Genomic DNA, 23,842 nt, shown 5'->3' on the forward strand with positions numbered 1-23,842 from the left:
CCTTTAAATGCGTGTGACTTTTACTTGTGGTAATAGTGTGTCAACAAGCTCTTTTGTGCCAAGCTCCTCAGAAAAGGCTGTAGCGCTTCCTGAAGTAACACCAAGCTTAAATGAATCTTCAATTGAAAGGCCTTTTGAAACGCCGGCTAAAAACCCTGCAACGACTGAATCCCCTGCTCCAACTGAATTAACGAGCGTTCCCTTTGGAACATTGGACTGAAAGATACCTTCTTTACTGAATAAAAGAGCGCCATCTCCAGCCATGGAGACGATGACATGTTCAGCACCTTGTTCTAACAGCTTTTTCCCATAAGGAATTGCATCTGCTGCTGATGAAATACTCGTCTCAAACATTTCACCAAGCTCATGATGATTTGGCTTCATTAAGAACGGTTTCATGTCTGCTGCTTTTTTTAACGCTTCGCCAGAAATATCAAGAACAACTCTTACACCTTGCTCTCTGCAAACTTCAGCAATACGCTCATATGTGTTATGAGGTAATGAAGAAGGAATGCTGCCAGCTAAAACCACGACATCTCCTTCAGTCAATGAAGAAAATTGAGATAGAAACGACTCAAATTGCGCTTCAGTAATTGATGGGCCGAGTCCGTTGATTTCTGTCTCTTCACCTGTTTTTAGTTTCACATTGATTCTTGTATCTTCTGACACCTCGTGAAAGGCTGTTTGTAATTGTTCGTTCTGTAAAAAATCTTGAATATATTTGCCTGTAAATCCACCAATGAATCCAAGTGCTTTTGATTCAACACCGTGACGTTTTAAAAGCCTTGAGACATTGATTCCTTTACCACCTGGATATTTTTGATCATAGGTTGAACGATTTAAACCGCCGACTGCAAAATCCTCCACGTGTACGATGTAATCAACTGATGGGTTTAAAGTAACTGTATAAATCATGTTTTCACTACCTTTATAACCGTTTTTTCATGGTAATTATCGAATGAATCCTCTTTTGCGTCGTTTGTGATAATGGTGGCTTCCTGTAAACTAGCAAAGGCTGAAAACGATATTTCGCCAAACTTCGAGGCATCTGATAAGATATAGGTTTTTTTCGCCTGTTTCATGGCTCTTTTTTTCATGAGTGCTTCCTCTGGATCAGGCGTTGTAAAACCCGCCTCGGGATGAATGCCGTTTGTCCCAACAAAGCTTTTGTCAAAACGATAATTTTCCATCGCTGTCAAAGCTGCGGCTCCCACCATGGCTCCTGTTCGATGTTTCACTGATCCGCCTATCAAGTAAAAAGTAATGCCTTTTCTCATAAGTGCTTCAATGTGCATCACACCGTTTGTCACTACAACAATATCTTGATCTGGATCGATATATTCAATCATTTGCTGTGTGGTTGTACCTGCATCTAAATAAATACAGTCGCCCTGTTTTAAAAGAGATGCCGCTGCCTCTGCTACCAATGACTTTTCTTGAAGGTTTTTGGCAGATTTCTCAAATACATCTGGTTCAAGGCGAATACTCGAAATCTTGGCTGCTCCTCCATGAACCCTTTTAAGAAATCCTTTTTCTTCAAGGGCTGATAAATCTCTTCTAATTGTAGATTCAGACGCATCCGTCATCATCGTTAAGTCCTGTATTTTAATGACATCATTTTCTTCTAAGCTGTCGATAATGAGTTGATGTCTTTCCGGTGTTAACATGAGAACACCCCTTTTGAAAACGTATTCATTTTGCGCGCACCTTTATTGTAATCGCTTTTTTCAACATTATCAATACAAAACAATCAAATACATTCAATAACTATCAAAATCTTTCACCATGGTCATCTTACCTTTATATGTACCATTTGTAAACTGAAAAATATGTGACATTATGATGAAAGTCATGATATTAGCATTTCTATCATTTTTTATTTCATTCAATGGAACTAAAAAAAGCTTTTATGCGATTTGCATAAAAGCTTTTGGTGTGTAATGAAGGCGAATGTAGACCATTTGTATGCTTTTTTCTTCTCCGAATTATTCATACCTGAGCGATTCAATAGGGTCTAGTCTCGCTGCTTTATTCGCAGGAATTAACCCAAAAACAATACCAATGAGCATACTAAACAGTACGCCTCCACAAACCACTTGCCAAGATACGAGAGACGGCCAGCCGGCAAATAGTGATACTAGCGAAGCGCCGCCTAAACCAAGTGCAATTCCCATCAGCCCGCCGATGAGTGTTAAAACGACAGACTCAATTAAAAACTGAACGAGAGTTTGCGCCCTTGTTGCGCCCATCGCCTTTCGAATACCGATTTCTCTTGTCCTCTCTGTCACAGAAACGAGCATAATATTCATCACACCGATGCCGCCAACAAGTAAAGAGATTCCGGCGATTGAGCCAATGATCGTTGTCATAACGGACGTTATTTGACCGATCCCTTCTGCGATTTCTTCCATATTGATCATTTCGTAAGCATCTTCTGTATGATGATTTTCATTTAATATGGCAGCCGCGCTCTTTCCTACTTCCTTCATTTGATCCGCATGTGCGACTTGAATAGACAACTTATCATATTCATTCATACCAAATGTGGAGGTGAGCATCGCAAATGGGACATATATTTCATTCATATCAAATGAAAACATCCCTTTCTGTTTTGCTAACACACCGATGACTTCAACTGGCTGTCCGTTTATCCAAATCAGTTCACCTAATGCCTTTTGTCCATTGAATAGTTCTTTTTGTAAGCCATCCGAGATGAGGGCAGCTCTTCTGCCGCTTCTAAAGTCAATATCTCTTAAATTCTGTCCTTCTGCGATTTGTAATGAATGTACATCCGTATACCCCTCATTTATGCCGTTAACTGTCGCATCAACTGTCGTATCTTGAAATCTCAGCTGCATTCCTTGTGCAGTCGAGGAGGCGATCTGCTTCACCCCATTGATTGTCCTAATGCTTTTTATGTCTTCCTCAGTAAATGAGGCTTCAAATAAAGCATTTGGATTTGCATTTAACTCTTCGTCAGAAGGCGTATATGTCATATCAATGGTATTGTTTGGACCTGAAATCGATCCTTTTAACATTTGCTCACCGCCTTGACCGATCGCCACGACTGCAATGACTGATCCAACACCAATAATAATCCCAAGCATCGTTAAAATAGAACGTAATTTATGAGCTAAAACCGAATTCAGCGCTATTTTGATATTTTCAAAGAGTTTCATTCATAGCGTCCCCTTGTATCCATCTATCTTCAACAAGCCGTCCATCTCTCACAACGACCGTACGGTTTGTGTACGCAGCTATTTCTTCTTCATGGGTGACAAGCACAATCGTTGTCCCTTCCTCATTCAGCTGTGTAAACTGTTCCATAATTGACATGCTTGTTTTTGAGTCGAGGGCACCAGTCGGTTCATCTGCTAAAATAAGCTGAGGCATATTGACAATCGCTCGTGCAATGGCCACCCTTTGCTTTTGTCCTCCTGACAACTCACTTGGCATATGTTTCATTCGATCTGCCAAACCAACCTTTTCAAGCGCCAATTCCGCACGTTCTTTTCTTTCCTTTTGGCTGATCCCAGCGTAAATCATTGGCAGTTCAACATTGCGCCTCGCATTTAACCTTGGCAGGAGGTGAAATTGCTGAAAAACAAATCCAATGGATTGATTTCGAATGACCGCAAGCTCTTGATCCTTTGCTGCTGACAGCTCTGTACCTTGAAAATGATATTGTCCTGTCGTCGGGCGGTCTAAACAGCCAATAATATTCATTAATGTTGACTTCCCAGAGCCGGACGGGCCCATAATGGACATATACTCGCCTTTTTCAATGACAAGATTCATGTCACTTAATACATCAAATGTTTCGTGTGCGACCTCATAGCTTTTTGTTACGTTGGAAAGCTGAATCATTCAGCATCCACTTCCATTCCGTCATACATATCATCTGCTCTATGAGCAATGATTTGATCCTCTGCCTTGACACCTTTTGTCACTTCAAGATCATGACCTGATGTTTCCCCTATGACCACTTTTACTTTTTTCAGTACATTTTTTCGAACAACATAAACGTATTGTCCATCAGTCTCTTTTTTTACCGCTGTTTCAGGAATCGTTTGCGCTTGGCGCTTATCAGTTTCAATTTCCATGATCATTTTAAAACCAGGCTTCGCCTCAGGTTTCTTTCCCTTTATTTCAACTTCAACAGGATATTGAACCGTTTGATCGCTCGAAGTTGTTTCGGCTGCAGTCTGGACAGGAACAGCGCCCACTTTTTTCACGACTCCTTGCCAGCTCTTCCCGCGAATGACATCAGACGTTACCTTCACTTTTTGCTTCTTTTTGATTTTGATGGCATCATACTCTGAGATCAAACCTCGCACAATCATTTTTTTCTCATTACCAATATGGATGATCGGCTGCCTTTCTTCCGGCCCCCCTGCTCCGTCCTCTTGCTCAATGGAAATGACTGTTCCATCAATTTTACTATGTACGGTTAAATCTTCTATTTGCGCCTTTACTTTTTCTTGGCTGATCTCTGCTTGCTTTTGTTCTAATTCAGCCGCTTTCAGTTCTAATTGAAGCTGATCTCGCTCGCTTTTGGCATTAGCGTCAGATCCGCCTGCTTTTTTCTCATCTAATTCACTCAGCCTTTTTTGCAATTGTTCCAGTTTTAATGTACTTGACTCAGCGGCTAGTGCTTGCTGCTGCTCCTCAAGCTCCAGTTCCTTGTTTTCATATGTAAGAAGCGGCGTTCCAGCCTTTACCTTTTCCCCTTCTTTCACAGCAATTCCCTTCAATTTCCCTTTTTCCTCTTCTTCATAGATGAACTGCTCTTCAGAGAACGAAAGTGTACCGGGTGTCATCACCGTAGATGTGATTTCTTTCGGCGTGAGTTTGACTGTTTTAATCGCTGCTGTAGAAGCAGGCTTTGCTTGGTTTTTCGCAATATTAAATCCAATAAATAGTCCAATCACAATAATTAAAATAGATCCGATGATGATTTTCTTTCTCATAAAAACCTTCTACCCCCAGCTTACTGATATGTTAATTGCTGTTCCTATATATTGAAAAATTAACGATAAGATATAAAAAACGCCTATAATCACCCAAGAAATTCTCGGTGATATACGCCCAACTCGGATGAATAAAAAACCTGTTAAAACAAGATTCCAGATCACAAAAAGATCGATATTGGCTAACACCGCCTGCCATGGACCAGAAATTCGAATGAGCGCGTTTAACGAGGTAACCGTGATGTCTTTTGGAACATGAAAAAGGATGACTGCCAAATGAGAAATAATCGTTCCAATGATCGTCACGGGCGTAATGAACAGGACCGCTGAAAACAGCTGCCGAAATGATGCATCACCTTTCGCTAAAAATACGATGAACTTATATATAGCTGCATTGATGACAATGCCAAATACCAGGCCAATGAGCGTCACCACATAAACAACAGGTACCGGCAAACTTAAATCTGCCCACATTCCCTTATTTACGAGCTCAGACAAATAAGTCACAACGACTGTTAAAATAAGCACACAAGATAAAGGCCACCAAACAACTGGATGTTCCCATACTCTAATCAGGTGCTCTGATGGTCTTGTGCTCACTCCAATGATCGTAGGTTTTTGCATGTTTTCTTTCATCAAATGTCATCCTCTCTATGTCAAGCAAGTATGCAAACGCACAATGACGCTCTTTTTCTTTCTATTTTATCAAAAGATTGCCAATAAGTGATCGATCATTTAATTTTCTTATTTTCGTTGAGAAAAAATTTTATCTATTATTCTATTTTCACGAATGAAATCCTTCAAATGACCTCATGATCCGACCATATTCATATCCAGAATCGTGCTTTTACTGACTTAAAAACATTTTATTAAGTAAACAATATGTCTTTCGGAATAAATATCCTTTTCTTTTGGATTCGCATAGTCTTACATAGACACAACAATTTTTTGTTAAAATAATCCTAGTAATTTCGGCAAATCCCGGCTTTATAGGACTATGAATGGTTTCTTTTACAGAACAAATAAGTCTTTAGTATCAATACTTTCATATTAAAAAATTAAAAATAAAGGGATTTTACTTGATCAAAAGTTATTTTTTCATATAATGTAAAATAGAGGTAGGTTAAATGATAGTGGAAATGGAGTCAAGTGAATGTTAAGAGAAAAATTGAAAATGCAATTGATTTTACTGTATGAAAAGGAACAAGAAGCATGGCAATACTTTCGAAAGGAAAGAGAATCGATTTATCATGAGCTCAAATTACTTGATATGAAAGAAAGCAGACCTTCTAACGACAAAATATACTACGCTGCAAGATGTGTAGATATTATTAAAGAGAAAAAGGGAAGCATTGTGAGCACAAAAGAATTAAAGGAACAGCTTCAAGCTCAAACAGATTTCAATGTGAGACGAATCAGCGAATTGTATGATCTCATTCAGCAGCTCGATCCTCACATTTCTAAAGCAAGAAGGGGATGTTTTATTTACGAAGATCACACCCAAGCACCTCTACAAACTTTTCACACATAAAAAATTGGTTACAGCCGGGTGGCCATAACCAAATCCTCTAATATCTATTATCCACCACTTACAGGAGGAATAAGTGCAACAGTGTCCCCGCTACGCACTTCAGCATTTCCCCTCGTATATATTTCGTTGACTGCAACCATTACATTTTGTGCAGCATCAACACCATATACCTCCTGTAATTCTATTTTAATCTCATCAACCGTTGTTTGATCTTTTTGAATGATGATTTGTTGTTTACCGGCCTTCTCAGCAAGGCCGGCGAACAATAACACATTAATCATGCTGATCACCTTCTTTTTCTGCAAGTTGAAGATGGCTAGGTTTACCTTCTGGATATGAAACCGTTTCAAGCTGATCACCTATCCAGGCCTCTCCATCTTCCCAATATTCTTTTTTCCAAATAGGAACGATTTCCTTGATTCGTTCAATAGCATATTCATTGGCTTCGTAGGCAGCCTTCCTATGAGGAGACGAAACGGCGATCGCAACAGCAATATCGGTTATCTCAAGTGTTCCAATCCGGTGCACAATCGCAGCTTCAGTGTCAGGCCACCGATTCTTCATTTCTTGTCCAATCTGCCTTAGCATGTTTTCCGCCATTGGTATGTATGCTTCGTAGGTTAAACGCAATGTTTTCTTGCCGTTTGTCCATTCTCTGACCGTCCCGATAAACGTTGTAATAGCTCCTGCCTTTCGTCTTGTCACATACTGAATCAATTCGTTTACCTCAATCGGCGTTTTTGTTATTTTAAAAAGTTCGCTCAAAACGTGCCGCCTCCCTTCAATAAGTGAAAAGCAAATGTCATCCCGCGCTTATCAAAAGCTGAAAACACAGGAAACGGGTAATTTTCGGTTAATGGATCCTCTTGAGAAAAATAAATAGCTGCTTGTATATTAGAAAGAGTTGAAAGGTCAATAAGCTCCTCTTCATTCTTGACACAAACGATTTTGCGATAAGGCGCCTGTTTGTACCCCTCTATGAGAACAGCGTCTAACGGAAGATGCTGACACATGTTGAGCAGCTGCTCTAACGTGAAGTCCTGCATCGAAAAGTGAAATTCACCTTCTCCTTCCACACCTGCGGCATATGCACCTGCCTGAATATATCGATCAGTATCTTTTTCTTTGAAAAGACGATCTGGTGTCCCGCCATGTCCATGATGTTTAAAGCAGCCTAGCTTCAGCCCTTCACATTCAGCCAACTGACAGAGCTTTTCGATCAACGTGGTCTTGCCGCTATTTTGATAACCGACCACCTGTAATATGCTTAATTTGTCATCCAGCATGGAGACCCACCGCCTTTGTGCTGAAACAGCAGAACATCAACTTGATCACCTGCTTGAAAACCTCTTGTTCCCCCAGGCAGCACGATGAAACAGTCAGCCTCTGCAATAGAGGTCACTGCACTTGATTTATCAAGACCTGTTGGAGTCACACTGATCTGACTGCCAGTGAATTGAAGGGCCGCCCTGACAAAACGAGTGAACGGATTGGCTTTTGGAAAATCATGTGTGAGTTTCGCCTCAGCAAAAGTGGAAAACGGATTTTCTTTCCTATACCATTTATAAATGATCGGTTTCACAAATAATTCAAAGCCCACAAAACAGGCAGCAGGGTTTCCGGACAGCCCAAACAGCAATTGACCATTCGGCATTGCAGCCACAGTCGTCACACTTCCAGGTCTCATGGCTACTTTATTAAACAGGACCTTGGCTCCCAGCTTTTCATAAATAGCAGGCAGAAAGTCAAAATCACCCACTGACACACCGCCTGTTGTGATCAGAATGTCTACCTTACTCATAGCTGCTTTTACTGCATGATAACTTTTGTCAAAATCATCGGAGACTCCGCCTAAATCAAGCGGCTCAGCTCCGGCCTCAAGTACTTGCGCATAGACCATACTAAGATTACTATTTCTAATCTTGCCGTCCACCATGGCATCACTTACTTGAAGAAGCTCTGTGCCCGTTGAGATAATGCCAATCAACGGTTTTTTTACTACTGGCACTACCGCATATCCGAATGTCGCCAATAGAGCCGTGACGCCAGGAGTGACATCTGTTCCTTTTTTGACCATCACGTTTCCTTTAAGTACTTCTTCTCCTTGACGAGAAATATTGTCTCCCTTTTTCAGCGGTCTGTTCAGTGACATGATTGATTTGCCGCCTTTTTCAAAAGTCTTCGTCAGTTCAATCATGATGACGACATTTGCGCCATTTGGAATTTTTGCTCCTGTCATAATACGAATGGCCTGAAAGGGACCGATGGTTTTTGCTGAGACCATTCCTGCACCAATATGATCAATGACCTCGAATTCAACTGGATGCGCACTTGACGCTTCTTTTGTATCTTCTGCCCGAAGTGCAAAGCCATCATACGGAGAACGATCAAATGCCGGAACATCATGGTCTGCCAAAATATCTTCTGCAATACACCGTCCAAGGCTGTCTTTTAAAGGGACCCATTCTATTTCTCCATGTTTTTCGTATTGATGGACTTTCTTTATTGCCTCTTCTACTGGTATTGGCTGCCGTCTTTCCATCACACATCACTCCTATATCCCTAGCAGTCTTGCTAGTAATGAATTGGCTTCTTTTTCATCATTTGTTCCATGGATTAATGCACGTCCCCGTTTGAAACAGACCATTCGGTAGTTTTCGTAGCGTACATGGATTAAGAAGTCGTTTACTTCCACCTCACATATAGATGAGAGCCGCTCTTTCATATGCTGAAATGATAGTTTTGCTAAATCCTTTGATACAATTTGAACGGTGTCACGTCCGCAAAGGACCGTCGATTTTTTACGCTGATCATGTAAATAAGGATAGGTCCTTGCCGTGCCGCAAGTTGGACAGGTCTTCTCTTTAGTGCGAGATAAATCCATTTTAAATGATGTAGACTGCCAAAGATCAAACGTGACAAATTTCCGCTCGATTTGCTCTTCATGACCTGTTAAATATTTGAGTGCCTCTGTTTGCTGATAAGCAGAAACCATTTGAACGGCAGGTGAAATAATCCCCGCTGTATCGCACGTCAAGCCGCCAACAGGCATTGCCGTGAACACACATGATAAACATGGCGTTTTATCCGGCAATATGGTCATATACATCCCCTGACTGCTCACACAAGCGCCATATATCCACGGCGTCTTCGTTTCTAGTGATAAATCATTCATCACCATTCTTGTCTCAAAATTATCTGTTGCATCAATAACGATATCTGCTCTCTGGAATAACGGCCTTAACAGCTCCGCCCCTGCATCTTCAATCAGGGCGTGTATCGTCACTTCATGATTGATCTGCTCGAGACGTTTTTTTGCCGCTGCTGCTTTTGGCACATGTGCGTTTGCATCATGTTCCGTGTACAGCTGCTGCCGCTGTAAATTTGAAAATTCCACATAATCACGATCGACAATCGTAAGCGTACCAATGCCAGACCGAACAAGCCCTTCCGCAGAGGCGGTACCAAGAGCACCGGCTCCAACGATCAGAACATGACTTTCAGCCAACGCATGCTGTCCTTTTTCCCCAACCGGAGGGAACAAGATTTGTCTTGAATATCGGTCATTCAATGCTGTTCTCTCCTCACCGTTTTTTATGTATCATATCATACCGTTTTCAGGTAAATCGCTTCTTTTATTGATATTACGAAATTCGTTTGATGTCACGTTCAGTTCTTCCTCTGAAACGATGCACACTTGAAGCTTTTGAAGCAAGTCCTTGACGGCAAATTGATTCTCTTTTAAACACGCGCGAATAAACGGCAGAGAGCGGCGGTGATAAAGCGCAAACAAAGGCTGTAATCTGCCCTGAACAAGCGGGATAATGGCATCTGTGTGCTCGCTGAAATAGGACGATAATACTTCCGCCGTTTCCTTCCGGATGAAAGGCATATCACATGCCGTTACTAAATACCATTCTGCCTCTTGCTTTTGCATCGCCGTATATATGCCGGCAAGCGGTCCGCATCCGCGCACCTCTTCATCATCTAACCACACACTTTGTTCACCTCTTGCTTTGAAAAAAGGAAGAAGCGACGGATGGCTGATGATAACCGTCTGCCCTTCTAAAAGCTGCTCTTTCACATGCTCATATAATGGTTTCCCTTGATACATATGACTTGCCTTTGGCTCTCCAAAGCGTCTGGAAGCGCCTCCAGCTAAAATGACATTCACTACGTGCATCCTCTAAGTCCTCCTTTGATATGGTTGTTCTAATCGCACTCCTTTCGCATACTTTATTGGTAACATGAATAAGGAGGGTCTATCGATGAACAGGCGCCATTCTTCTCCCCTATTCCATGATTTATCTCAAGAGAATTTATACTTAAAAGCTGAAACTGCCAAATATCAACAAATGATCTCTGATTTACAGTCCTCATATACGTATTCTAAAAATAAGAAGTTAACTCAAGAATATCATGAGATGAAAAAGGATTTCACGCAATTAAAACAACAATTGGATGAAATGACCAATGATCAACACGATGCTGCCTCAAAAATACAGGAACTCTCCTACAGCAAATCAGAATTATTACATAAAATTGTCCTTCTCCATGAGATGCTGCAAAAGGAAACCTATCATAGAAGAAAAGAAACCGAAGAAAAACACAAGCTGCATTTGAAAGTTGTCAAATATAAGGAAATCTCTCAACAATTAAATGAGCGGATAGAGGATCAAGATAAACAGCTTGCAAAAGAGGAGAAAAAAGGAAATACTTTATCCGCAGTGATTGAGAAGCTGCAGCAAACATTGAGCGATAAAAATGCAGAGTTTCATGTATTACAGGAAGGAGTCAGACACCTTCAAGAGCGTTTTTATGAAACACAAGAGAAATTGCTGCAAATAGAAAAAGCAAAAGAAGCGATTTTTTACGAAACGCTCACAAGCTATCAAAAACAGTTAGCAGAAAGCGAAGAATGGATCGCCTCACATTTTGCTGATATTGACCAGTCAGCAAAAACAAATGCACAGCCATTCTCACGAGACCGCATCCTGCAAACGACAGAAGAAATCGAACCGATCTTGAAGAAACTCAACGAACAAGTTCAAACACTTCAGGAACACGTTGATGCAGTGCAGCGTAATGGAGAGGTCATGACAGTCAAAATCGACAGCTTCAAAAAACAGCGTGATCACCTGCCCAAGGAACGCAAAATTGTCTATACAGTTGATCAAAAGAAGTAATTCTCGAAATAAAAAACTGCTGGCTTTTACGCCCAGCAGTTTTTTATTTTATTCGTCTTCTGTTTGAATGTCGCCTTCTAAAATATACTGTCCACGATAAGGCTTCTTCACTTCAGGATACATTTTAATTAAGCTTTGCATAAACGTTGTCATATTTGGGATTTCAAGACCGCTCTCTTTTTCGATCTCTTTTTGAAGTTCTGAGCTTTTAATCGCTGCATTATGACGTTTTAACGTTTTAATCGCAGCTTCACGAAGCTTCGCTGCCTTAGAGCCAGGACGAGCTGTGCCTCTTCTGCGTCTTGTCGATCCTTCAGGAATACCTACAGGTGCACCGTTTAGCTGTCCTGTTCCTAAAGATGATGATTGTGGTTGTGCCGGCTGCTGGTAGCTTCTCATTTCTTGCGCAGCAAGCTCAGCTAATACAGGCAGTGAATCCGTCTTTCTCTCTGTACGTACTTCTTTTTTTGTATCTGACACTAGACCTGTTCCTTGACGGTCTAATTCTCTTAATTTTGCATAAATCGCATCTCGCTCAATTTGATATTCACGGATGACCTTTACTTCTGCCTCGTTTAATTGTTCCAATCGTAAACGTAACGCTTCCCTCTCATTAAACAATGGATTTCCCCCTCATCATATAAAAAATATTCTATAGTAAATATTAGATTAGAAAACTAATTTTATCAACTATTTTTTTATCATTTTACAGTTTGCTAACAGATAGGTATTTTCAACTAAAATTTTGCCAAAGAGGAAAAATCGGCACCCATTTCATTGCCACTATAGGCTTTTGACAAACCTTAAAATATTGTAAAAAAATTGAATAAACGCTTATACTACTTGATTTATATAGTTATTTACCTAACTGAAATTTCTTTTGTGCAAAAACGTTCTGAATAGTAAAAAGTTAAAATCTTTACATTTTCATTTCAAAACAAAAATGTAAATAGGTCGTTATACCTTTTTGTTTCAGGGATATTTTTTAATAAACTCCCTCATTTTCTCTTTTCTTAGGAATAACAAACTCGTCCAGTGCAATACGCCGCCTGTTTTTACCCATGAAAAAACCCCCATTTATGGGGGAAAGCTTATTCTGCAGCCTTTTCAGACTCAGAAAGCACTCGATTGACACGTTTTTCAAGCATTTTCATTCCGCTTCCGCCGGCTTGGAAGTGGCGCAAAGCACCTGTTTTATCAAACACATAATATGCCGGTACATATTCGTTTTCAAAGGCTTCTGTTAAGTGATGATCACTGTCCACAAAGATTGGCTGCGTGATTTCATGCTCTTTCGCAACTTCTTTGATTTTTTCTAGATCTAGGTCATCCTCTGAACGAGGCATATGAACTGCCACAACGTTTAGTTGATCCTTGTATTCATCACGGAATTGATTGACTTGAGGCATTGCCTCTTTACAAAGATGACAGCTGACTGACCAGAAATGAATCAATGTTGGTTTGTCACCAATCAAATCTTCTTTTGTTACTTCTCCATTTAACCATTCTTTTGCACCAGTTAGTTCTGGCATTGGTTGACGTAATTTCATTATGAAGCGCCTCCATCCATTGTATGTGTCGAAACAAAAAGGTCTAACATCAGTTAGACCCTCCTGTTTCTTCAGTTATCAATTAAAGTGTTTTTTGACCAGGTTTCCAGTTCGCTGGGCAAAGTCCACCAGTTTGTAATGCTTGAAGAACACGTAATGTCTCATCTACATCACGACCGATATTGTTGTGGAATACTGTTTGGTATTGTAGTTCGCCTTCTGGGTTAATGATGAATAAACCGCGAAGAGCAATTCCTTCTTCTTCGATTAAAACGCCGTATTCTCTAGATACTGTGTGGTTAGTATCAGCAGCTAACGGGTATTTTAATTCACCTAGACCATTATCTTTACGGTCTGTATTGATCCAAGCAAGATGCGTGTGGATTGTATCAGTAGATACACCAATGATTTCTGCATCTAAATCTTCGAACTCGTCATAACGATCGCTCATTGCTGTAATTTCAGTTGGGCAAACAAATGTGAAATCCATTGGATAGAAGAAAAGAACTGTCCATTTGTCATTCTTCATGTTTTCCTCTAAACTTACTTTACCAAATTCCTTGTTAGCAAGTACTGCTTCCATTTCAAAACGTGGAGCTTGTTTTCCTACAAAACGCTCTGCCATATGTAAATCCCTCCAAAAAATAATATCTTTATACAGTCTTCTTAGCTGTATATAAAATGAGAATCAAAACTTAAAATTCTCATTTAGTTAATAACTTCACAATTACAATTATACTACTTATGCGATTTTTAGTCAATATTAATTAATAATAAATTTAATTAACGATTTGTCACAATTCCTGCTCTACTTATCAAAAGTTTAACATGACTTGCATAAGGGAACAAATGATTAGCTTCTCTTTTAGAGCATACATAGAAAGGTTTTGAAGATTATGAGAGCATTTCAACAAGTAGATTGGGTTTCCATTATCCTCAATAGCAGTATGATTTTGCTAAAACTAGTCGCCATTTTTGCCATTTACTTTATCATCAGAGCCATAGGAAACAAGATGATTAAGCGCGCCTATTCAACATTCGCTGAAAAGCATGAAGTCTCTTTATCAAGAGCTCAGACACTGCAAAGTTTGACGTTAAATATTTTCGCCTACTTATTGATTTTTATTCTAGTTGTGATGATCCTCGACTTATTTCATTATAACCCGACCGCTTTGCTGGCAGGTGCGGGCGTTGTGGGACTTGCGATCGGTTTTGGCGCTCAAGGGTTAGTGAGTGATATTGTGACCGGATTCTTTATATTATTGGAAAAACAATTTGATGTAGGAGAATATATAACGGTCGCTGGCTTTGATGGGATTGTCGAACAAATTGGCCTAAGAACCACGCAGCTTCGAAGCTTTGACGGTACCCTTCATTTCATTCCAAATCGCAGCATACTGAATGTGAGCAATCATTCAAGAGGAACGATGCAGGCACTCGTTGATATTGAGCTGTCACCGGATGAAAATGTGGATCAGATGATCACAGCCCTTCAAGCTGCCTGTGATGAGGTGCGAGAGGAAACTCCGCAAATTATCGAAGGTCCTCAAGTTGTCGGCGTAGAGGCGTTCGGTTCTTCTTCCCTTGTGCTGCGCATCATAGCGAAAACTGAAACAATGGAGCAATGGCGAGTGGAACGAATCTTGCGCAAAAAAATGAAAGAAGTACTCGATATAGAAAAAGAGCAAAAAGAACCGGGATCATAATCTACCGGTTCTTTTTCTTGTTTTATTGAACACGCTGTTCTACTTCTTGACAAATTTCATCAGCCGTCATACCTGATGCTGTAATAACAGATGCCTTTGTTGTTGTGTCTGAAATGCCAAGAACATTTGAATCTAGTCCTGTGACGACATAACAGTCACACTGATCCATTTGCTGTTCATTTTGAATACGTACGACATCATACCCTTTTTGCTTCAATAATTCTTCTACATCGGATAAAGATTGTTCTACACCAATTCTTGTCATAATCAAGAACACCTCCTGTTCATAAGGTGTACAGGAGGCATCTCGATTATTCATTCGCCAGCTTGCTTTTTAAAATAAGCCGTCATGACTTTCACAGCTGTTTCAATTGCGTTTTCAGCAGGCTGCAGCTTTGCATGGTGCAGGCCGTATTCTGAATCGACCCCTAACCAAAACATGAAGCCGGGATACTTTTTCAGCATGTACCCAAAATCTTCTCCTGTCATGGCTTCTCTGCATTCAATCACATTTGCTAGCCCTTCTTCGGCTACATATGACATAAATTCCTCAGTCAAATCCTTTGAATTGTCCACTTCGTAATAAGATGAAGGGTATCGAACGGTTGCCTTGCATTCGTAGCCAATTTCAATGCCTTTTGCCAATGCTTCAATTCTCTTTCTCACCTTGTCCATAGACTCTGGAGATAATGTGCGAATGGTACCGTCAAGCTTTGCATGCTGCGCAATAATATTTTGAGCCGTTCCACCGGTAATCGTGCCGACTGTAATGACCGCACTATCAAGGGGATCGACATTACGCGAAATGACCGATTGCAGCTGACCTACAAGTGCACTTGCAGCAACAACCATATCATTTGCTAAATGAGGATATGCAGCATGTCCGCCTTTTCCTTCAAGCTCAATTACAAGCTCACTCGTATTGGCAAATAACAAACCAGGCTTCGTAGCAATTGTTCCAACAGGATATTCAGGAGCGATATGCAGCGCTGTAATAAAGTCTGGTGTCCATTTTTTCAATACATCACTTGCAAGCATCGGTTCAGCTCCGCCTGGACCTTCTTCTGCCGGCTGGAAGATAAATAATACGTCTTCTTTGATCGGTTCATGGACGAAATGATCAATGATACCAAGTGCAATGGTCATATGAAGGTCATGTCCACATGCATGCATCTTTCCTTCATGCACAGATTCAAATGGATACCCTGTTTCCTCAGGAATAGACAGACCGTCCATATCTGCACGATAAGCAAATACGCGCGTTGGATTTGTTCCCTTCACTTTCACAAAAAGCCCAGTGCGCCACGTTTCAATCTCAACTCGATCTTTTGAATAGGTATTAAGGTGCTGAATGAGATACGCTTGTGTTTTAAATTCTTGGAAACCAAGCTCAGGGATTTGGTGTAAATCTCTTCGAATGGATATTAATTGCTCACGATTTAACAAGTGAACTCACTTCCTTTCTTCTATACGAATAAGACGTGGATATTTCATCCACGTCTTTGTCTTCAGCTGCGAATTATATGAATTAAAGCTGACGCAGTTCTTGTTTGATTTCAGTCTTACCTTTTGTTTTCTCATCAATGTCTTTGATTTTCTTAGCAGGTGTACCTGCTACAACTGTGTAAGGCTCTACATCGTTTACAACGATTGCACCAGCAGCTACTACTGCACCTTTACCAATTGTCACGCCTTCTAGAACAACAGCGTTAGCACCGATGACAACGTCATCTTCTACAACAACTGGTTTAGCAGACGGCGGCTCAATGACACCTGCAAGAACAGATCCAGCACCGATATGACAGTTCTTACCTACTGTCGCACGGCCGCCAAGCACCACGTTCATGTCAATCATCGTACCTTCGCCGATCACAGAACCGATATTAATAGAAGCACCCATCATAATGACTGCATTATCACCGATTTCAACTTGGTCACGAATGATTGCCCCTGGCTCAATACGGGCTTTAATGTTTTTCAAATCTAACATCGGAATTGCAGAATTGCGGCGGTCATTTTCCACGACAACATCTTCAATTTTATCTTTGTTAGATGCTAGTGCTTCTTGAATTTCGCTCCACTCACCGAAAACAACTCCAGTGTTTCCTGTGATGAATGTTTTTGCATGTTCACCAAACTCAATACCTTCTAAGTCACCTTTGATATAGACTTTGACAGGTGTTGATTTTGTACTATTTTGAATAAATGAAATAATTTCATTAGCGTCCATTTGTTTCATGTATGTATGTCCTCCTCTTAATTTATACTTCATTACTGTACCAAAGGAGTGTTTTAATGACAAGTGAAAGAGTCATCTCCGCAATGGAAAATAAAACAAGCGGGACCGATTATCCCGCTTCTTGCTGGTGAAGCTGAACAAATTGTCTGCCAAAAGAAATTAATTCGTCTTCTTCCTCCCCTTCTGGATTCAGCTCAATCTTAACTGAGGGCAGGACAATGTCACCGCCAAGCTCCTTCACTTTTTCTTCAATTAGGTCAACAGCTCCGCAAAAATGTTCATAAGATGTATCGCCAGAACCAAATACTGCAAATGCTTTTCCCGTTAAATCAAGCTCTTCCATTTCTTCATATAAATCAATAAAATCATCCGGAAGATCGCCATCTCCCCATGTATACGCACCTAACATAATGTGCGAGTAATCATTGAGCAGCTCGGCATCAATATCCATCGCTTCATGCCGGTCTACGCTGGCTCCTGCTTCCGTTATACCTTTTTCAATTAAATCTGCCATCGCTTCTGTATTTCCAGACATCGTGGCATATACCAATAAAACCTTTTCTGTCACTTTTTCTTCCTCCTTATCAATGAATCAATGCAGGCTCCTCATATGGCCTGACAAACTTACTTTCATATAAACCCGCACAGAAAAAGTTTTCGTTTTGATTGGCTACACGAAAACCATGTCCTTTGATCGTATCAAACCATTTGAGCTCTTTTTGCTCAATATCAAGCTGATACACTTTAGAAAATCCGTGTTCGTCTTGTGAGGTGGTCACATACACAATGCCATTATCCTCTGACACATCCAAAAATGATTCTTCTCTAGCAAAGGCCTGTGATTGAATATCATGCAGAATATTTGTATGTAAATCTAAAATTTGAACAGATCCTTTTTTGCCTTTTTTTGAACCTAATGCACAAACAAGAAGATGTTCATGACAGAGCAGCATAGAAGCCGTCATTCGGTGCTCCTCTCTGTTTAGAAGAAAAATCTGTTCACTTTGCAAGTCATACACCCATATTCCTCCGTGAACCTCATGAATCTGTGTTCCAATATAAAGATGGTCACCTGTAGCACATAAAGAACGAATGACCGGCGGATGATTCACATGAGCAAATGGCTTCATAATTTCCCAGGAAATTCCGAAATCATTTGACACATAGATACTATGTTTTCCATGCGCACACACAAATCCATCTTTGCGTCCTGTAATAGACCAAACGACTGCATTTGTTGGGAATGAAGATAACGCCCATGTACTGCCTTCATCTCCTGATCTAATCACTGTACCATTTTCACCAACACCGAATAAATAAGGGCCAATATAGCTGATCGCATGGATTTTATGCTTGAGCTTAAACAGCTGCTGCCATCCGCTCTCCACACTATAGTGAAAAATACCTTCACGTTTTACAGCAACAAAGTATCCACCGCTTTTAGATGCTGCAACGGCTGTTGCTCCTTTATGAAACATGATTTTCAACTCGTTTCTCAGATAAAGCAGCCCACGTTAAAAAGCTCGCAGCAAATTCCTGACAGCACGCCACATCTTCATCTGTATCCGGTGCAAGCTCCATTTTTAATGTTTCAGGAAAAACAGATGCACCCGTTGATTTCAGCATGTCATGGAATGTATGGACAGCCTCGCAAAACTTCGGATAGCTGTAATCACCCGATCCAAAGACAGCTGCTTTGATGTGGCTAAGTTCAAGAGTAGAGACCTCTTCATAAAAATCCTCTGCTTCATAAGGCAAATCTCCATCACCCCATGTATAAGAACCAATGAATACGTAATCGTATGAGGAAAGGTCTTCTGCATTCGTATCATCAAATTCCATCATTTCTGTATCGATCCCTTTTCCTTCAAGTGTTTGCTTTAAGATCGCTGCCATATCTTCCGTATTTCCAGACATACTCGCAAATGCAATTAGTGCTTTCATCTATCGGTCACCTCATCTAAATGATAATCATTTTCAATTATTATATGTACACTTTAAATGATAATGATTTTCATTGTCAAATGTTTTATGAAAAGACATTGATCAAGATCAGCATAACCAAATAAAAAACCCGCTCATTCCAACTGGAAGGCGGGTTTTTTTTATGTCGAAAGGATCATGGCTTGATCATTCGCTCGTTTTATCTATTTGAATAAAATATGGACCATAGTCCGTTTCATGCGTCATCACAAATGTCCATTTTTCATTCCAATCCATCACATACATATCGTTATAATCCATATCATTAGATTGATATGGTAAATCATTAATTGAAAGTGAGCTGGCATTTTCAAACAGATACGCCTCGTTCACAAATTGATAAAAAACAGTACATTTGTACTTTGGTTGTTTAAGAAATGCGTCAATCGCTTCATCTTTTTCAAGGCATGTAACCATTCCTGAGCTGCATAAATGCCATAGAAAGTCATCTATTGCCGCCTCTTTTTGTTCCTTGATTGACAGATGACGAGCAAAACGTTCACGCCATCTCGCGCGTAAATCATGTCCCCATTTCGGTTTGTTGATTTTGATCAACTGTTTGTTTCTCATTTGTGAAATCGCTCCTCAATAGTGTATGAAGTCGAAGGTCTTAAAAAAAGCACCTTCTTTCTTCCAAGAAGGTACTTACACGGCATCATTCTCAAGCATTTCTTTAACCACACCGACAAAAGCTTGCACCTGTTTTAACTGAAAAGACGCTTCATAGCCTAGCAGCCATGTGTCACGGCCGATTTGCTCTCCGTTCACATCAACAAGCGGTGTTTTATAAACACTTTTTTCGTGGTCATATAAGGTAACAGAAGGCAAAATGGCGTAACCGATGCCGTGGTAGGCCATTTGTTTACATGTTTCAATTTGGTCTACTAAAATCGTCTGCTTTGGAGACACTTTAAACTTTTGGTGCCACCAGTGCTGGATTTCCTGATAATACGTGCTGTCGCTTTTAAATTGGATAAATGGCCGCTCTGTCTTGATTAATTCATCTACGTCCTTGATCACGGAATCGACTAAATATAAATGATCTGTCATCAAGTATTCCTTTGTCCCCTTCCAATCAGGGTTACCGCGAATGATTCCTATGTGCACGTGGTCTTCATACAAGCTTTTGAGCATTTCACTGCTCCAGCCAGTAACGAGTGATACTTTGGCATTTGGATATTTTTCAACATACCGTTTTAACACCTTTGGCAGCCAGTGCTGTCCAATAATCGACGCCACCGCAAGTTTGAGTGTACCGTGAATATCACCCTCAAGTTCATCAATTCGCTCTCTCACTCGATCCTGTTCAACCGTCACCTCTTTTGCAAATTGAATAATCTGTTCACCTGCCGAGGTCACAGTCAGCCCCTTTTGTGAACGAAAAAAGATTTTGGTTCCCCATTCCTTTTCGATCGTCTGCAATCTTTGAGATAATGCAGGCTGAGAGACAAAGAGCCGCTCTGAAGCCTTTCTCATATTCAATTCTTCACTTAGCACAACAAGCATATGTAATTCCTGAAGCTGCATGGGCGTCCCCTTTCTCTCTATAAGTTTTTCTTATTTTATATGCTCATTATATAAATTTTAACTTATGAAGGCAAAAAAAATAAGCTGGGCTGCAGCTCATTTTTTTGCGGAATGAATGACCTCATTTAAGCGCTTTAATACAACTCGTCGAGTAAAAATGCCTTCAAAGACCTGCTCCTCATTTTCTACACAAACAAATCCATTATTCGTCACTGCGTGAACGCCTTTTAGTACAGGATCTGTTGTTTTAAGTCTCGGAATATCCTTCAGCATGACTTCTTCAACCTTCAACTGATCGAGCTTCTCGAATTCGATTCGTTCTAAACCGAAGATTTTATCCATAATCATATTCGTTCCAATTAACCCGTGTAAATGATAAGAAGCGTCTAATACCGGTATAGCTGTATATCCTGTTTTTGTTAGAACCAATAGGGCATGCTCAAGGTTATTTCCAATTTGAACATGTGCGACTTTATCTGCATCAATCATATGCTCGGCTACTGTGGACTCAAGCAATTGAGTCGGTTCTATCTCTATCATGTTTCTTCGACCCCTTTTCTCTCAATCATCAATCATACATTCCCCATTACGATTAAGCATAAACTAAAACGAATTTTGTCGAAAGATTTTTTTCTGCATAAAAAAGATACTCAGCCCCCGAGTATCTAATAGAATGTTAAACCAATATTAATTCTCAAACCTTACTCTGTCATACAATGTGATCAATTGCTTATACGTATTGTCGTCGACATTTTTTGTTCCACATTCTATATCATTGATCTCACTGCTTAGTAATTCGACAGCATATTCCTGATTCAGCAATACGTTTAATAATAGCTTTTTCTCTTCTTCATTAAAACGATTTTCGATGACGCTCATTCAACATCAGGCCCCCTGTTTCATATATGCTTTTATATTGATTAGCAGGCTTTTGAATGTCTGCTTCCTCTCTATACAGCTAGAATAAGGAACTAGAATCGAATCGTCAACCGCACGTTTCGACAAGGTTTGGAGAAAAATGACGGAATTTATTTTGTGTATCGATTGGCATAGCAAAATGCTGCATATGAGTCGGGTTTTATTTTTGCTTCAATTCCCATAGCTGTGATCATTCCGGTCATTTCCTGAATCAGCTCTTTCGTACTTCCTTTTTTGCCAATATCCAGATGGGCTTCAAAACGAAGGTCTGCCCCTTCCTCAGCAAACGGAAGAAGCAAATCCATCAGTTCTGTTAAAGGCCCCTCAAGGATGTCTGCACATACCTTTTGGCTAAACGCTGTCTCTAATGAAATTTTTTCTCTAAGACTTTGCACAGGCCTCTCGATCACTTGTTGTGTGAGACAGCCCCATGCTCCTTTGCCAATCCGGTGGAGATGAATTGCAGTCATAAATGTTGTGACATTTTGATTGACCTGAGAGTCCGTACCAATTGATAACACATAGGCGGATCTAGGGTCTTTTCGAATAAAGTCTTTCATTCTCATGACGACATCAGAAAACGCTAAATGATCTTCAGAAAGATTGTAGAAAAAAGAATCACTCACAGAAAGGAACTCCTTTTTAATGGTCTCTTATCCGAAAAATGCGCTGATTGATCATCTTCCATTTGTACATATCATCTATGATGATCCATGTATGCTGCCGCAATAAACGAAGGAATCCTCAGAAAAAACATTTCATACGATTCAGCTTAGGATTGTAGAAGCTCAAAAATCTCAATCGAAATCATATCAATGTTGTCAAATGGGAAAGTATTTGGCTTATCCCCTTGTTGAAAAACAGTCAATTCAAACGTTTGATTCTTTTCGAAATACTTAACACTACAGATTTTCTCACCGTTCACTTCGAAATAACGCTGTGCCGGCTCGTTTGCAGCTTCTGCTGTCTCTTGAAGACTTTGCAGCCTTGTAATGATACCCATTAATTGTGACATTCTAAAAAAAGACTCCTTTCAAAAAAACAACTCAAGATGAACCCGTATTGATTATACACAAGTCCTACAAAGCATCATACCATAAAGTGTTCTCAGATGATATTTTTCCTCTTGAATTCAAAAAAAGAAAAAGAATCTGTTTTTTTAGTTTGGGTCTTTTTTCTCATCTCATGCACCATGATTTTTATAACCCAGCAGATCTCATCAGCCGTTTCGCAATTTCATCAAAATCCTCTTTTGAAATGCCTGGAGCAAACTCTTCCGGTAATTCTCTATAATCTGGCACAGGTGCACCTTGCGGGGTGCCCTCAATGACTGTCAGCGGCTTTCCATCAATCGGATGGCTCCCTTTCCAAATTTTATTAATATCCTTGTAATCCGTATCACTAAATGTATACAGCTTTGTATGAACATTCTGATCTTCAAATTTTCTCGCTGAGTCAAAGTATTTGTTGTCGAGGTTTGGGATTGGCAGCATCTTCCCCACATCTACTCCTGTAGCGACTTCAAGTGCCTTTGCATATGCCACAATATGCACGCCGCCCCTGACAAGTAAATAACCGATCATCTCTCTTGCTGTAGGATGGTCCGTCATTTCATATACGCGCATTTTGTGCGTACGTGCTCCGCATTCAAGAAAGAAATTATGGAGAAGATCAAGAATGAGGTTGCCGCTTGAGAACACATTCTCTCCGGTCCAAGGTTTTGCCATTGAATCAAACGGATAGCCTGTTTGGGCTGTTTGAATAAAATGCTGTGTATTTCGTTTATCGACAGCTGCCTTCATCGGCGTCGTATCTGGGTCCCCGCCATGGGTGGTTCCTGTAATCATGAGATTGATGGCTGTGGTTACAAGCTCAACATGACCGAATTCTTCAGCCGTAATACTGGATACGAGGTCATAAAACGGTTTAAGTTTTCGTTTTCCTCTAAAGTTAAAGGATTGAAACATGTAATTATTTAATGTGGACATTTCACCGAATTTTCCGCCGAGTAATTCTTGCACAGCAGCGGCACCATTTGCATCTGGGTGATCTGGCCTTGGCAAATCAATGAGCAGCCGCGTGTCACGTTTGATCATGATGTTTCCCTCCTACCGTCTAACTATCATCACTTAAGATGTATGGAAGGTTTGGGCTGTCCTATGCATGAAGGGAAAGATTGAAGCACAAAAAAAACTTGGCGGGGGTAGCGCCAAGTTTTTTGGATCTTGATCT

31 protein-coding genes are annotated in these 23,842 nt (G+C 40.3%); 3 read left to right on the forward strand and 28 right to left on the reverse strand.

What is annotated here, in order from left to right; translation table 11 throughout:
• Positions 1–3: 3 nt before the first annotated feature.
• From pfkB to M1D84_RS11925, 6 genes are all read right to left on the reverse strand, one after another.
• A complete protein-coding gene (pfkB, locus tag M1D84_RS11900) occupies positions 4–915 on the reverse strand; it encodes a 1-phosphofructokinase (RefSeq protein WP_024424740.1) in 912 nt (303 codons plus the stop codon).
• Entirely contained in the window at positions 912–1,667 is a 756-nt protein-coding gene (locus M1D84_RS11905) for a DeoR/GlpR family DNA-binding transcription regulator (protein ID WP_024424739.1), read from the reverse strand. Before M1D84_RS11905 ends, pfkB begins: the two co-directional genes overlap by 4 nt.
• Before the next feature lie 318 nt (positions 1,668–1,985).
• Positions 1,986–3,179 carry an ABC transporter permease gene (locus M1D84_RS11910; protein ID WP_458106254.1) on the reverse strand — a complete coding sequence of 398 codons (1,194 nt, stop codon included), beginning with the start codon at positions 3,177–3,179 and terminating at the stop codon, positions 1,986–1,988.
• Complete coding sequence (locus M1D84_RS11915; RefSeq protein ID WP_024424737.1) at positions 3,166–3,867, reverse strand: ABC transporter ATP-binding protein; 702 nt, start codon at positions 3,865–3,867, stop codon at positions 3,166–3,168. Before M1D84_RS11915 ends, M1D84_RS11910 begins: the two co-directional genes overlap by 14 nt.
• Entirely contained in the window at positions 3,864–4,970 is a 1,107-nt protein-coding gene (locus tag M1D84_RS11920; RefSeq protein WP_024424736.1) for an efflux RND transporter periplasmic adaptor subunit, read from the reverse strand. Before M1D84_RS11920 ends, M1D84_RS11915 begins: the two co-directional genes overlap by 4 nt.
• A 9-nt stretch (positions 4,971–4,979) precedes the next feature.
• Positions 4,980–5,606 (reverse strand): YIP1 family protein, encoded by a 627-nt coding sequence (locus M1D84_RS11925; RefSeq protein ID WP_024424735.1) that lies wholly within the window; start codon positions 5,604–5,606, stop codon positions 4,980–4,982.
• A 517-nt stretch (positions 5,607–6,123) separates the two neighbouring features.
• On the opposite strand from M1D84_RS11925, the gene M1D84_RS11930 reads away from it, so the two are divergent.
• A complete protein-coding gene (locus M1D84_RS11930; protein WP_024424734.1) occupies positions 6,124–6,501 on the forward strand; it encodes a Rok-like winged helix domain-containing protein in 378 nt (125 codons plus the stop codon).
• A gap of 47 nt (positions 6,502–6,548) precedes the next feature.
• Here M1D84_RS11930 and moaD read toward each other — a convergent pair whose 3' ends face one another.
• The 6 genes from moaD to M1D84_RS11960 are packed head-to-tail and all read right to left on the reverse strand — an operon-like array spanning position 6,549 to position 10,684.
• The gene (gene moaD / locus M1D84_RS11935) at positions 6,549–6,782 is read right to left on the reverse strand and encodes a molybdopterin converting factor subunit 1 (RefSeq protein WP_024424733.1); all 234 of its coding nucleotides are present in this window, start codon (positions 6,780–6,782) and stop codon (positions 6,549–6,551) included.
• Positions 6,775–7,266 carry a molybdenum cofactor biosynthesis protein MoaE gene (locus M1D84_RS11940; RefSeq protein WP_024424732.1) on the reverse strand — a complete coding sequence of 164 codons (492 nt, stop codon included), beginning with the start codon at positions 7,264–7,266 and terminating at the stop codon, positions 6,775–6,777. The genes moaD and M1D84_RS11940 overlap by 8 nt, the downstream gene beginning before the upstream one ends.
• Positions 7,263–7,787, reverse strand: coding sequence for a molybdopterin-guanine dinucleotide biosynthesis protein B (mobB, locus tag M1D84_RS11945; protein ID WP_024424784.1), 525 nt, complete (start codon positions 7,785–7,787; stop codon positions 7,263–7,265). Before mobB ends, M1D84_RS11940 begins: the two co-directional genes overlap by 4 nt.
• Positions 7,769–9,046: a molybdopterin molybdotransferase MoeA gene (locus M1D84_RS11950; protein ID WP_024424731.1), complete on the reverse strand. Its 1,278-nt coding sequence runs from the start codon at positions 9,044–9,046 to the stop codon at positions 7,769–7,771. Before M1D84_RS11950 ends, mobB begins: the two co-directional genes overlap by 19 nt.
• A 9-nt stretch (positions 9,047–9,055) precedes the next feature.
• Positions 9,056–10,072 (reverse strand): ThiF family adenylyltransferase, encoded by a 1,017-nt coding sequence (locus M1D84_RS11955; RefSeq protein ID WP_458106255.1) that lies wholly within the window; start codon positions 10,070–10,072, stop codon positions 9,056–9,058.
• 30 nt (positions 10,073–10,102) lie between these two features.
• Entirely contained in the window at positions 10,103–10,684 is a 582-nt protein-coding gene (locus M1D84_RS11960; protein ID WP_332284469.1) for a molybdenum cofactor guanylyltransferase, read from the reverse strand.
• A gap of 85 nt (positions 10,685–10,769) precedes the next feature.
• Between M1D84_RS11960 and M1D84_RS11965 the strand changes: the two genes are divergently transcribed.
• A complete protein-coding gene (locus M1D84_RS11965) occupies positions 10,770–11,687 on the forward strand; it encodes a coiled-coil domain-containing protein (RefSeq protein WP_024424729.1) in 918 nt (305 codons plus the stop codon).
• Positions 11,688–11,735: 48 nt separating this feature from the next.
• Here the strand turns inward: M1D84_RS11965 and rok are convergent, their stop codons facing one another.
• The 3 genes from rok to ahpA form a co-directional block, all read right to left on the reverse strand.
• Positions 11,736–12,308 carry a transcriptional regulator Rok gene (gene rok, locus M1D84_RS11970; RefSeq protein ID WP_024426871.1) on the reverse strand — a complete coding sequence of 191 codons (573 nt, stop codon included), beginning with the start codon at positions 12,306–12,308 and terminating at the stop codon, positions 11,736–11,738.
• A gap of 470 nt (positions 12,309–12,778) precedes the next feature.
• Complete coding sequence (locus M1D84_RS11975; protein ID WP_024424727.1) at positions 12,779–13,237, reverse strand: TlpA family protein disulfide reductase; 459 nt, start codon at positions 13,235–13,237, stop codon at positions 12,779–12,781.
• Between the two features lie 82 nt (positions 13,238–13,319).
• On the reverse strand, positions 13,320–13,862 hold the full coding sequence (ahpA, locus tag M1D84_RS11980) for a biofilm-specific peroxidase AhpA (RefSeq protein WP_003211758.1): 543 nt from the start codon (positions 13,860–13,862) through the stop codon (positions 13,320–13,322).
• A gap of 271 nt (positions 13,863–14,133) precedes the next feature.
• Here ahpA and M1D84_RS11985 point away from each other — a divergent pair, with 271 nt between their 5' ends.
• Complete coding sequence (locus M1D84_RS11985; protein ID WP_024424726.1) at positions 14,134–14,943, forward strand: mechanosensitive ion channel family protein; 810 nt, start codon at positions 14,134–14,136, stop codon at positions 14,941–14,943.
• A 22-nt stretch (positions 14,944–14,965) separates the two neighbouring features.
• Here M1D84_RS11985 and M1D84_RS11990 read toward each other — a convergent pair whose 3' ends face one another.
• From M1D84_RS11990 to M1D84_RS12050, 13 genes are all read right to left on the reverse strand, one after another.
• Complete coding sequence (locus M1D84_RS11990; RefSeq protein ID WP_024424725.1) at positions 14,966–15,208, reverse strand: YkuS family protein; 243 nt, start codon at positions 15,206–15,208, stop codon at positions 14,966–14,968.
• A gap of 50 nt (positions 15,209–15,258) precedes the next feature.
• Positions 15,259–16,389, reverse strand: coding sequence for an N-acetyldiaminopimelate deacetylase (locus tag M1D84_RS11995; RefSeq protein ID WP_103132185.1), 1,131 nt, complete (start codon positions 16,387–16,389; stop codon positions 15,259–15,261).
• Between the two features lie 82 nt (positions 16,390–16,471).
• Positions 16,472–17,182: a 2,3,4,5-tetrahydropyridine-2,6-dicarboxylate N-acetyltransferase gene (gene dapD / locus M1D84_RS12000; protein ID WP_008347987.1), complete on the reverse strand. Its 711-nt coding sequence runs from the start codon at positions 17,180–17,182 to the stop codon at positions 16,472–16,474.
• Between the two features lie 109 nt (positions 17,183–17,291).
• Entirely contained in the window at positions 17,292–17,717 is a 426-nt protein-coding gene (locus M1D84_RS12005; protein ID WP_029706705.1) for a flavodoxin, read from the reverse strand.
• 49 nt (positions 17,718–17,766) lie between these two features.
• Complete coding sequence (locus M1D84_RS12010; RefSeq protein ID WP_103132186.1) at positions 17,767–18,660, reverse strand: WD40/YVTN/BNR-like repeat-containing protein; 894 nt, start codon at positions 18,658–18,660, stop codon at positions 17,767–17,769.
• Complete coding sequence (locus M1D84_RS12015) at positions 18,650–19,126, reverse strand: flavodoxin (protein ID WP_024426866.1); 477 nt, start codon at positions 19,124–19,126, stop codon at positions 18,650–18,652. Before M1D84_RS12015 ends, M1D84_RS12010 begins: the two co-directional genes overlap by 11 nt.
• A 186-nt stretch (positions 19,127–19,312) precedes the next feature.
• Positions 19,313–19,735 carry a DUF4275 family protein gene (locus M1D84_RS12020; RefSeq protein ID WP_024426865.1) on the reverse strand — a complete coding sequence of 141 codons (423 nt, stop codon included), beginning with the start codon at positions 19,733–19,735 and terminating at the stop codon, positions 19,313–19,315.
• A 75-nt stretch (positions 19,736–19,810) separates the two neighbouring features.
• Positions 19,811–20,692, reverse strand: coding sequence for a LysR family transcriptional regulator (locus tag M1D84_RS12025; RefSeq protein WP_024424721.1), 882 nt, complete (start codon positions 20,690–20,692; stop codon positions 19,811–19,813).
• 96 nt (positions 20,693–20,788) lie between these two features.
• A complete protein-coding gene (gene cbpB / locus M1D84_RS12030) occupies positions 20,789–21,232 on the reverse strand; it encodes a cyclic-di-AMP-binding protein CbpB (RefSeq protein ID WP_024424720.1) in 444 nt (147 codons plus the stop codon).
• Between the two features lie 147 nt (positions 21,233–21,379).
• Positions 21,380–21,571, reverse strand: coding sequence for an antirepressor AbbA (gene abbA / locus M1D84_RS12035; RefSeq protein WP_003210802.1), 192 nt, complete (start codon positions 21,569–21,571; stop codon positions 21,380–21,382).
• A 149-nt stretch (positions 21,572–21,720) separates the two neighbouring features.
• Positions 21,721–22,236 carry a ribonuclease H-like YkuK family protein gene (locus M1D84_RS12040; protein ID WP_024426864.1) on the reverse strand — a complete coding sequence of 172 codons (516 nt, stop codon included), beginning with the start codon at positions 22,234–22,236 and terminating at the stop codon, positions 21,721–21,723.
• Positions 22,237–22,382: 146 nt separating this feature from the next.
• A complete protein-coding gene (locus tag M1D84_RS12045; protein WP_003212254.1) occupies positions 22,383–22,625 on the reverse strand; it encodes a YkuJ family protein in 243 nt (80 codons plus the stop codon).
• A gap of 184 nt (positions 22,626–22,809) precedes the next feature.
• Positions 22,810–23,706, reverse strand: a complete 897-nt coding sequence (locus M1D84_RS12050; protein ID WP_024424718.1) for a manganese catalase family protein — start codon at positions 23,704–23,706, stop codon at positions 22,810–22,812.
• Between the last annotated feature and the right edge of the window lie 136 nt (positions 23,707–23,842).

Source organism: Bacillus sp. PK5-006, from assembly GCF_054161415.1.

Bases quoted from the DNA above. Each gene is read 5' to 3' on its own strand.
- abbA (WP_003210802.1), bottom strand. From the start codon at position 21,571: ATGAGCGTCATCGAAAATCGTTTTAATGAAGAAGAGAAAAAGCTATTA.
- M1D84_RS11915 (WP_024424737.1), bottom strand. From the start codon at position 3,867: ATGATTCAGCTTTCCAACGTAACAAAAAGCTATGAGGTCGCACACGAA.
- M1D84_RS11920 (WP_024424736.1), bottom strand. From the start codon at position 4,970: ATGAGAAAGAAAATCATCATCGGATCTATTTTAATTATTGTGATTGGA.
- ahpA (WP_003211758.1), bottom strand. From the start codon at position 13,862: ATGGCAGAGCGTTTTGTAGGAAAACAAGCTCCACGTTTTGAAATGGAA.
- M1D84_RS11985 (WP_024424726.1), top strand. From the start codon at position 14,134: ATGAGAGCATTTCAACAAGTAGATTGGGTTTCCATTATCCTCAATAGC.
- M1D84_RS11990 (WP_024424725.1), bottom strand. From the start codon at position 15,208: ATGACAAGAATTGGTGTAGAACAATCTTTATCCGATGTAGAAGAATTA.
- M1D84_RS11960 (WP_332284469.1), bottom strand. From the start codon at position 10,684: ATGCACGTAGTGAATGTCATTTTAGCTGGAGGCGCTTCCAGACGCTTT.
- M1D84_RS12050 (WP_024424718.1), bottom strand. From the start codon at position 23,706: ATGATCAAACGTGACACGCGGCTGCTCATTGATTTGCCAAGGCCAGAT.
- M1D84_RS12025 (WP_024424721.1), bottom strand. From the start codon at position 20,692: ATGCAGCTTCAGGAATTACATATGCTTGTTGTGCTAAGTGAAGAATTG.
- mobB (WP_024424784.1), bottom strand. From the start codon at position 7,787: ATGCTGGATGACAAATTAAGCATATTACAGGTGGTCGGTTATCAAAAT.
- M1D84_RS12015 (WP_024426866.1), bottom strand. From the start codon at position 19,126: ATGAAAGCACTAATTGCATTTGCGAGTATGTCTGGAAATACGGAAGAT.
- M1D84_RS11965 (WP_024424729.1), top strand. From the start codon at position 10,770: ATGAACAGGCGCCATTCTTCTCCCCTATTCCATGATTTATCTCAAGAG.
- M1D84_RS12045 (WP_003212254.1), bottom strand. From the start codon at position 22,625: ATGTCACAATTAATGGGTATCATTACAAGGCTGCAAAGTCTTCAAGAG.
- pfkB (WP_024424740.1), bottom strand. From the start codon at position 915: ATGATTTATACAGTTACTTTAAACCCATCAGTTGATTACATCGTACAC.
- M1D84_RS12010 (WP_103132186.1), bottom strand. From the start codon at position 18,660: ATGTTTCATAAAGGAGCAACAGCCGTTGCAGCATCTAAAAGCGGTGGA.
- M1D84_RS12005 (WP_029706705.1), bottom strand. From the start codon at position 17,717: ATGTCTGGAAATACAGAAGCGATGGCAGATTTAATTGAAAAAGGTATA.
- M1D84_RS12020 (WP_024426865.1), bottom strand. From the start codon at position 19,735: ATGAGAAACAAACAGTTGATCAAAATCAACAAACCGAAATGGGGACAT.
- dapD (WP_008347987.1), bottom strand. From the start codon at position 17,182: ATGAAACAAATGGACGCTAATGAAATTATTTCATTTATTCAAAATAGT.
- M1D84_RS11930 (WP_024424734.1), top strand. From the start codon at position 6,124: ATGTTAAGAGAAAAATTGAAAATGCAATTGATTTTACTGTATGAAAAG.
- cbpB (WP_024424720.1), bottom strand. From the start codon at position 21,232: ATGATAGAGATAGAACCGACTCAATTGCTTGAGTCCACAGTAGCCGAG.
- M1D84_RS11910 (WP_458106254.1), bottom strand. From the start codon at position 3,179: ATGAAACTCTTTGAAAATATCAAAATAGCGCTGAATTCGGTTTTAGCT.
- moaD (WP_024424733.1), bottom strand. From the start codon at position 6,782: ATGATTAATGTGTTATTGTTCGCCGGCCTTGCTGAGAAGGCCGGTAAA.
- M1D84_RS11925 (WP_024424735.1), bottom strand. From the start codon at position 5,606: ATGAAAGAAAACATGCAAAAACCTACGATCATTGGAGTGAGCACAAGA.
- M1D84_RS11975 (WP_024424727.1), bottom strand. From the start codon at position 13,237: ATGAAATTACGTCAACCAATGCCAGAACTAACTGGTGCAAAAGAATGG.
- M1D84_RS11905 (WP_024424739.1), bottom strand. From the start codon at position 1,667: ATGTTAACACCGGAAAGACATCAACTCATTATCGACAGCTTAGAAGAA.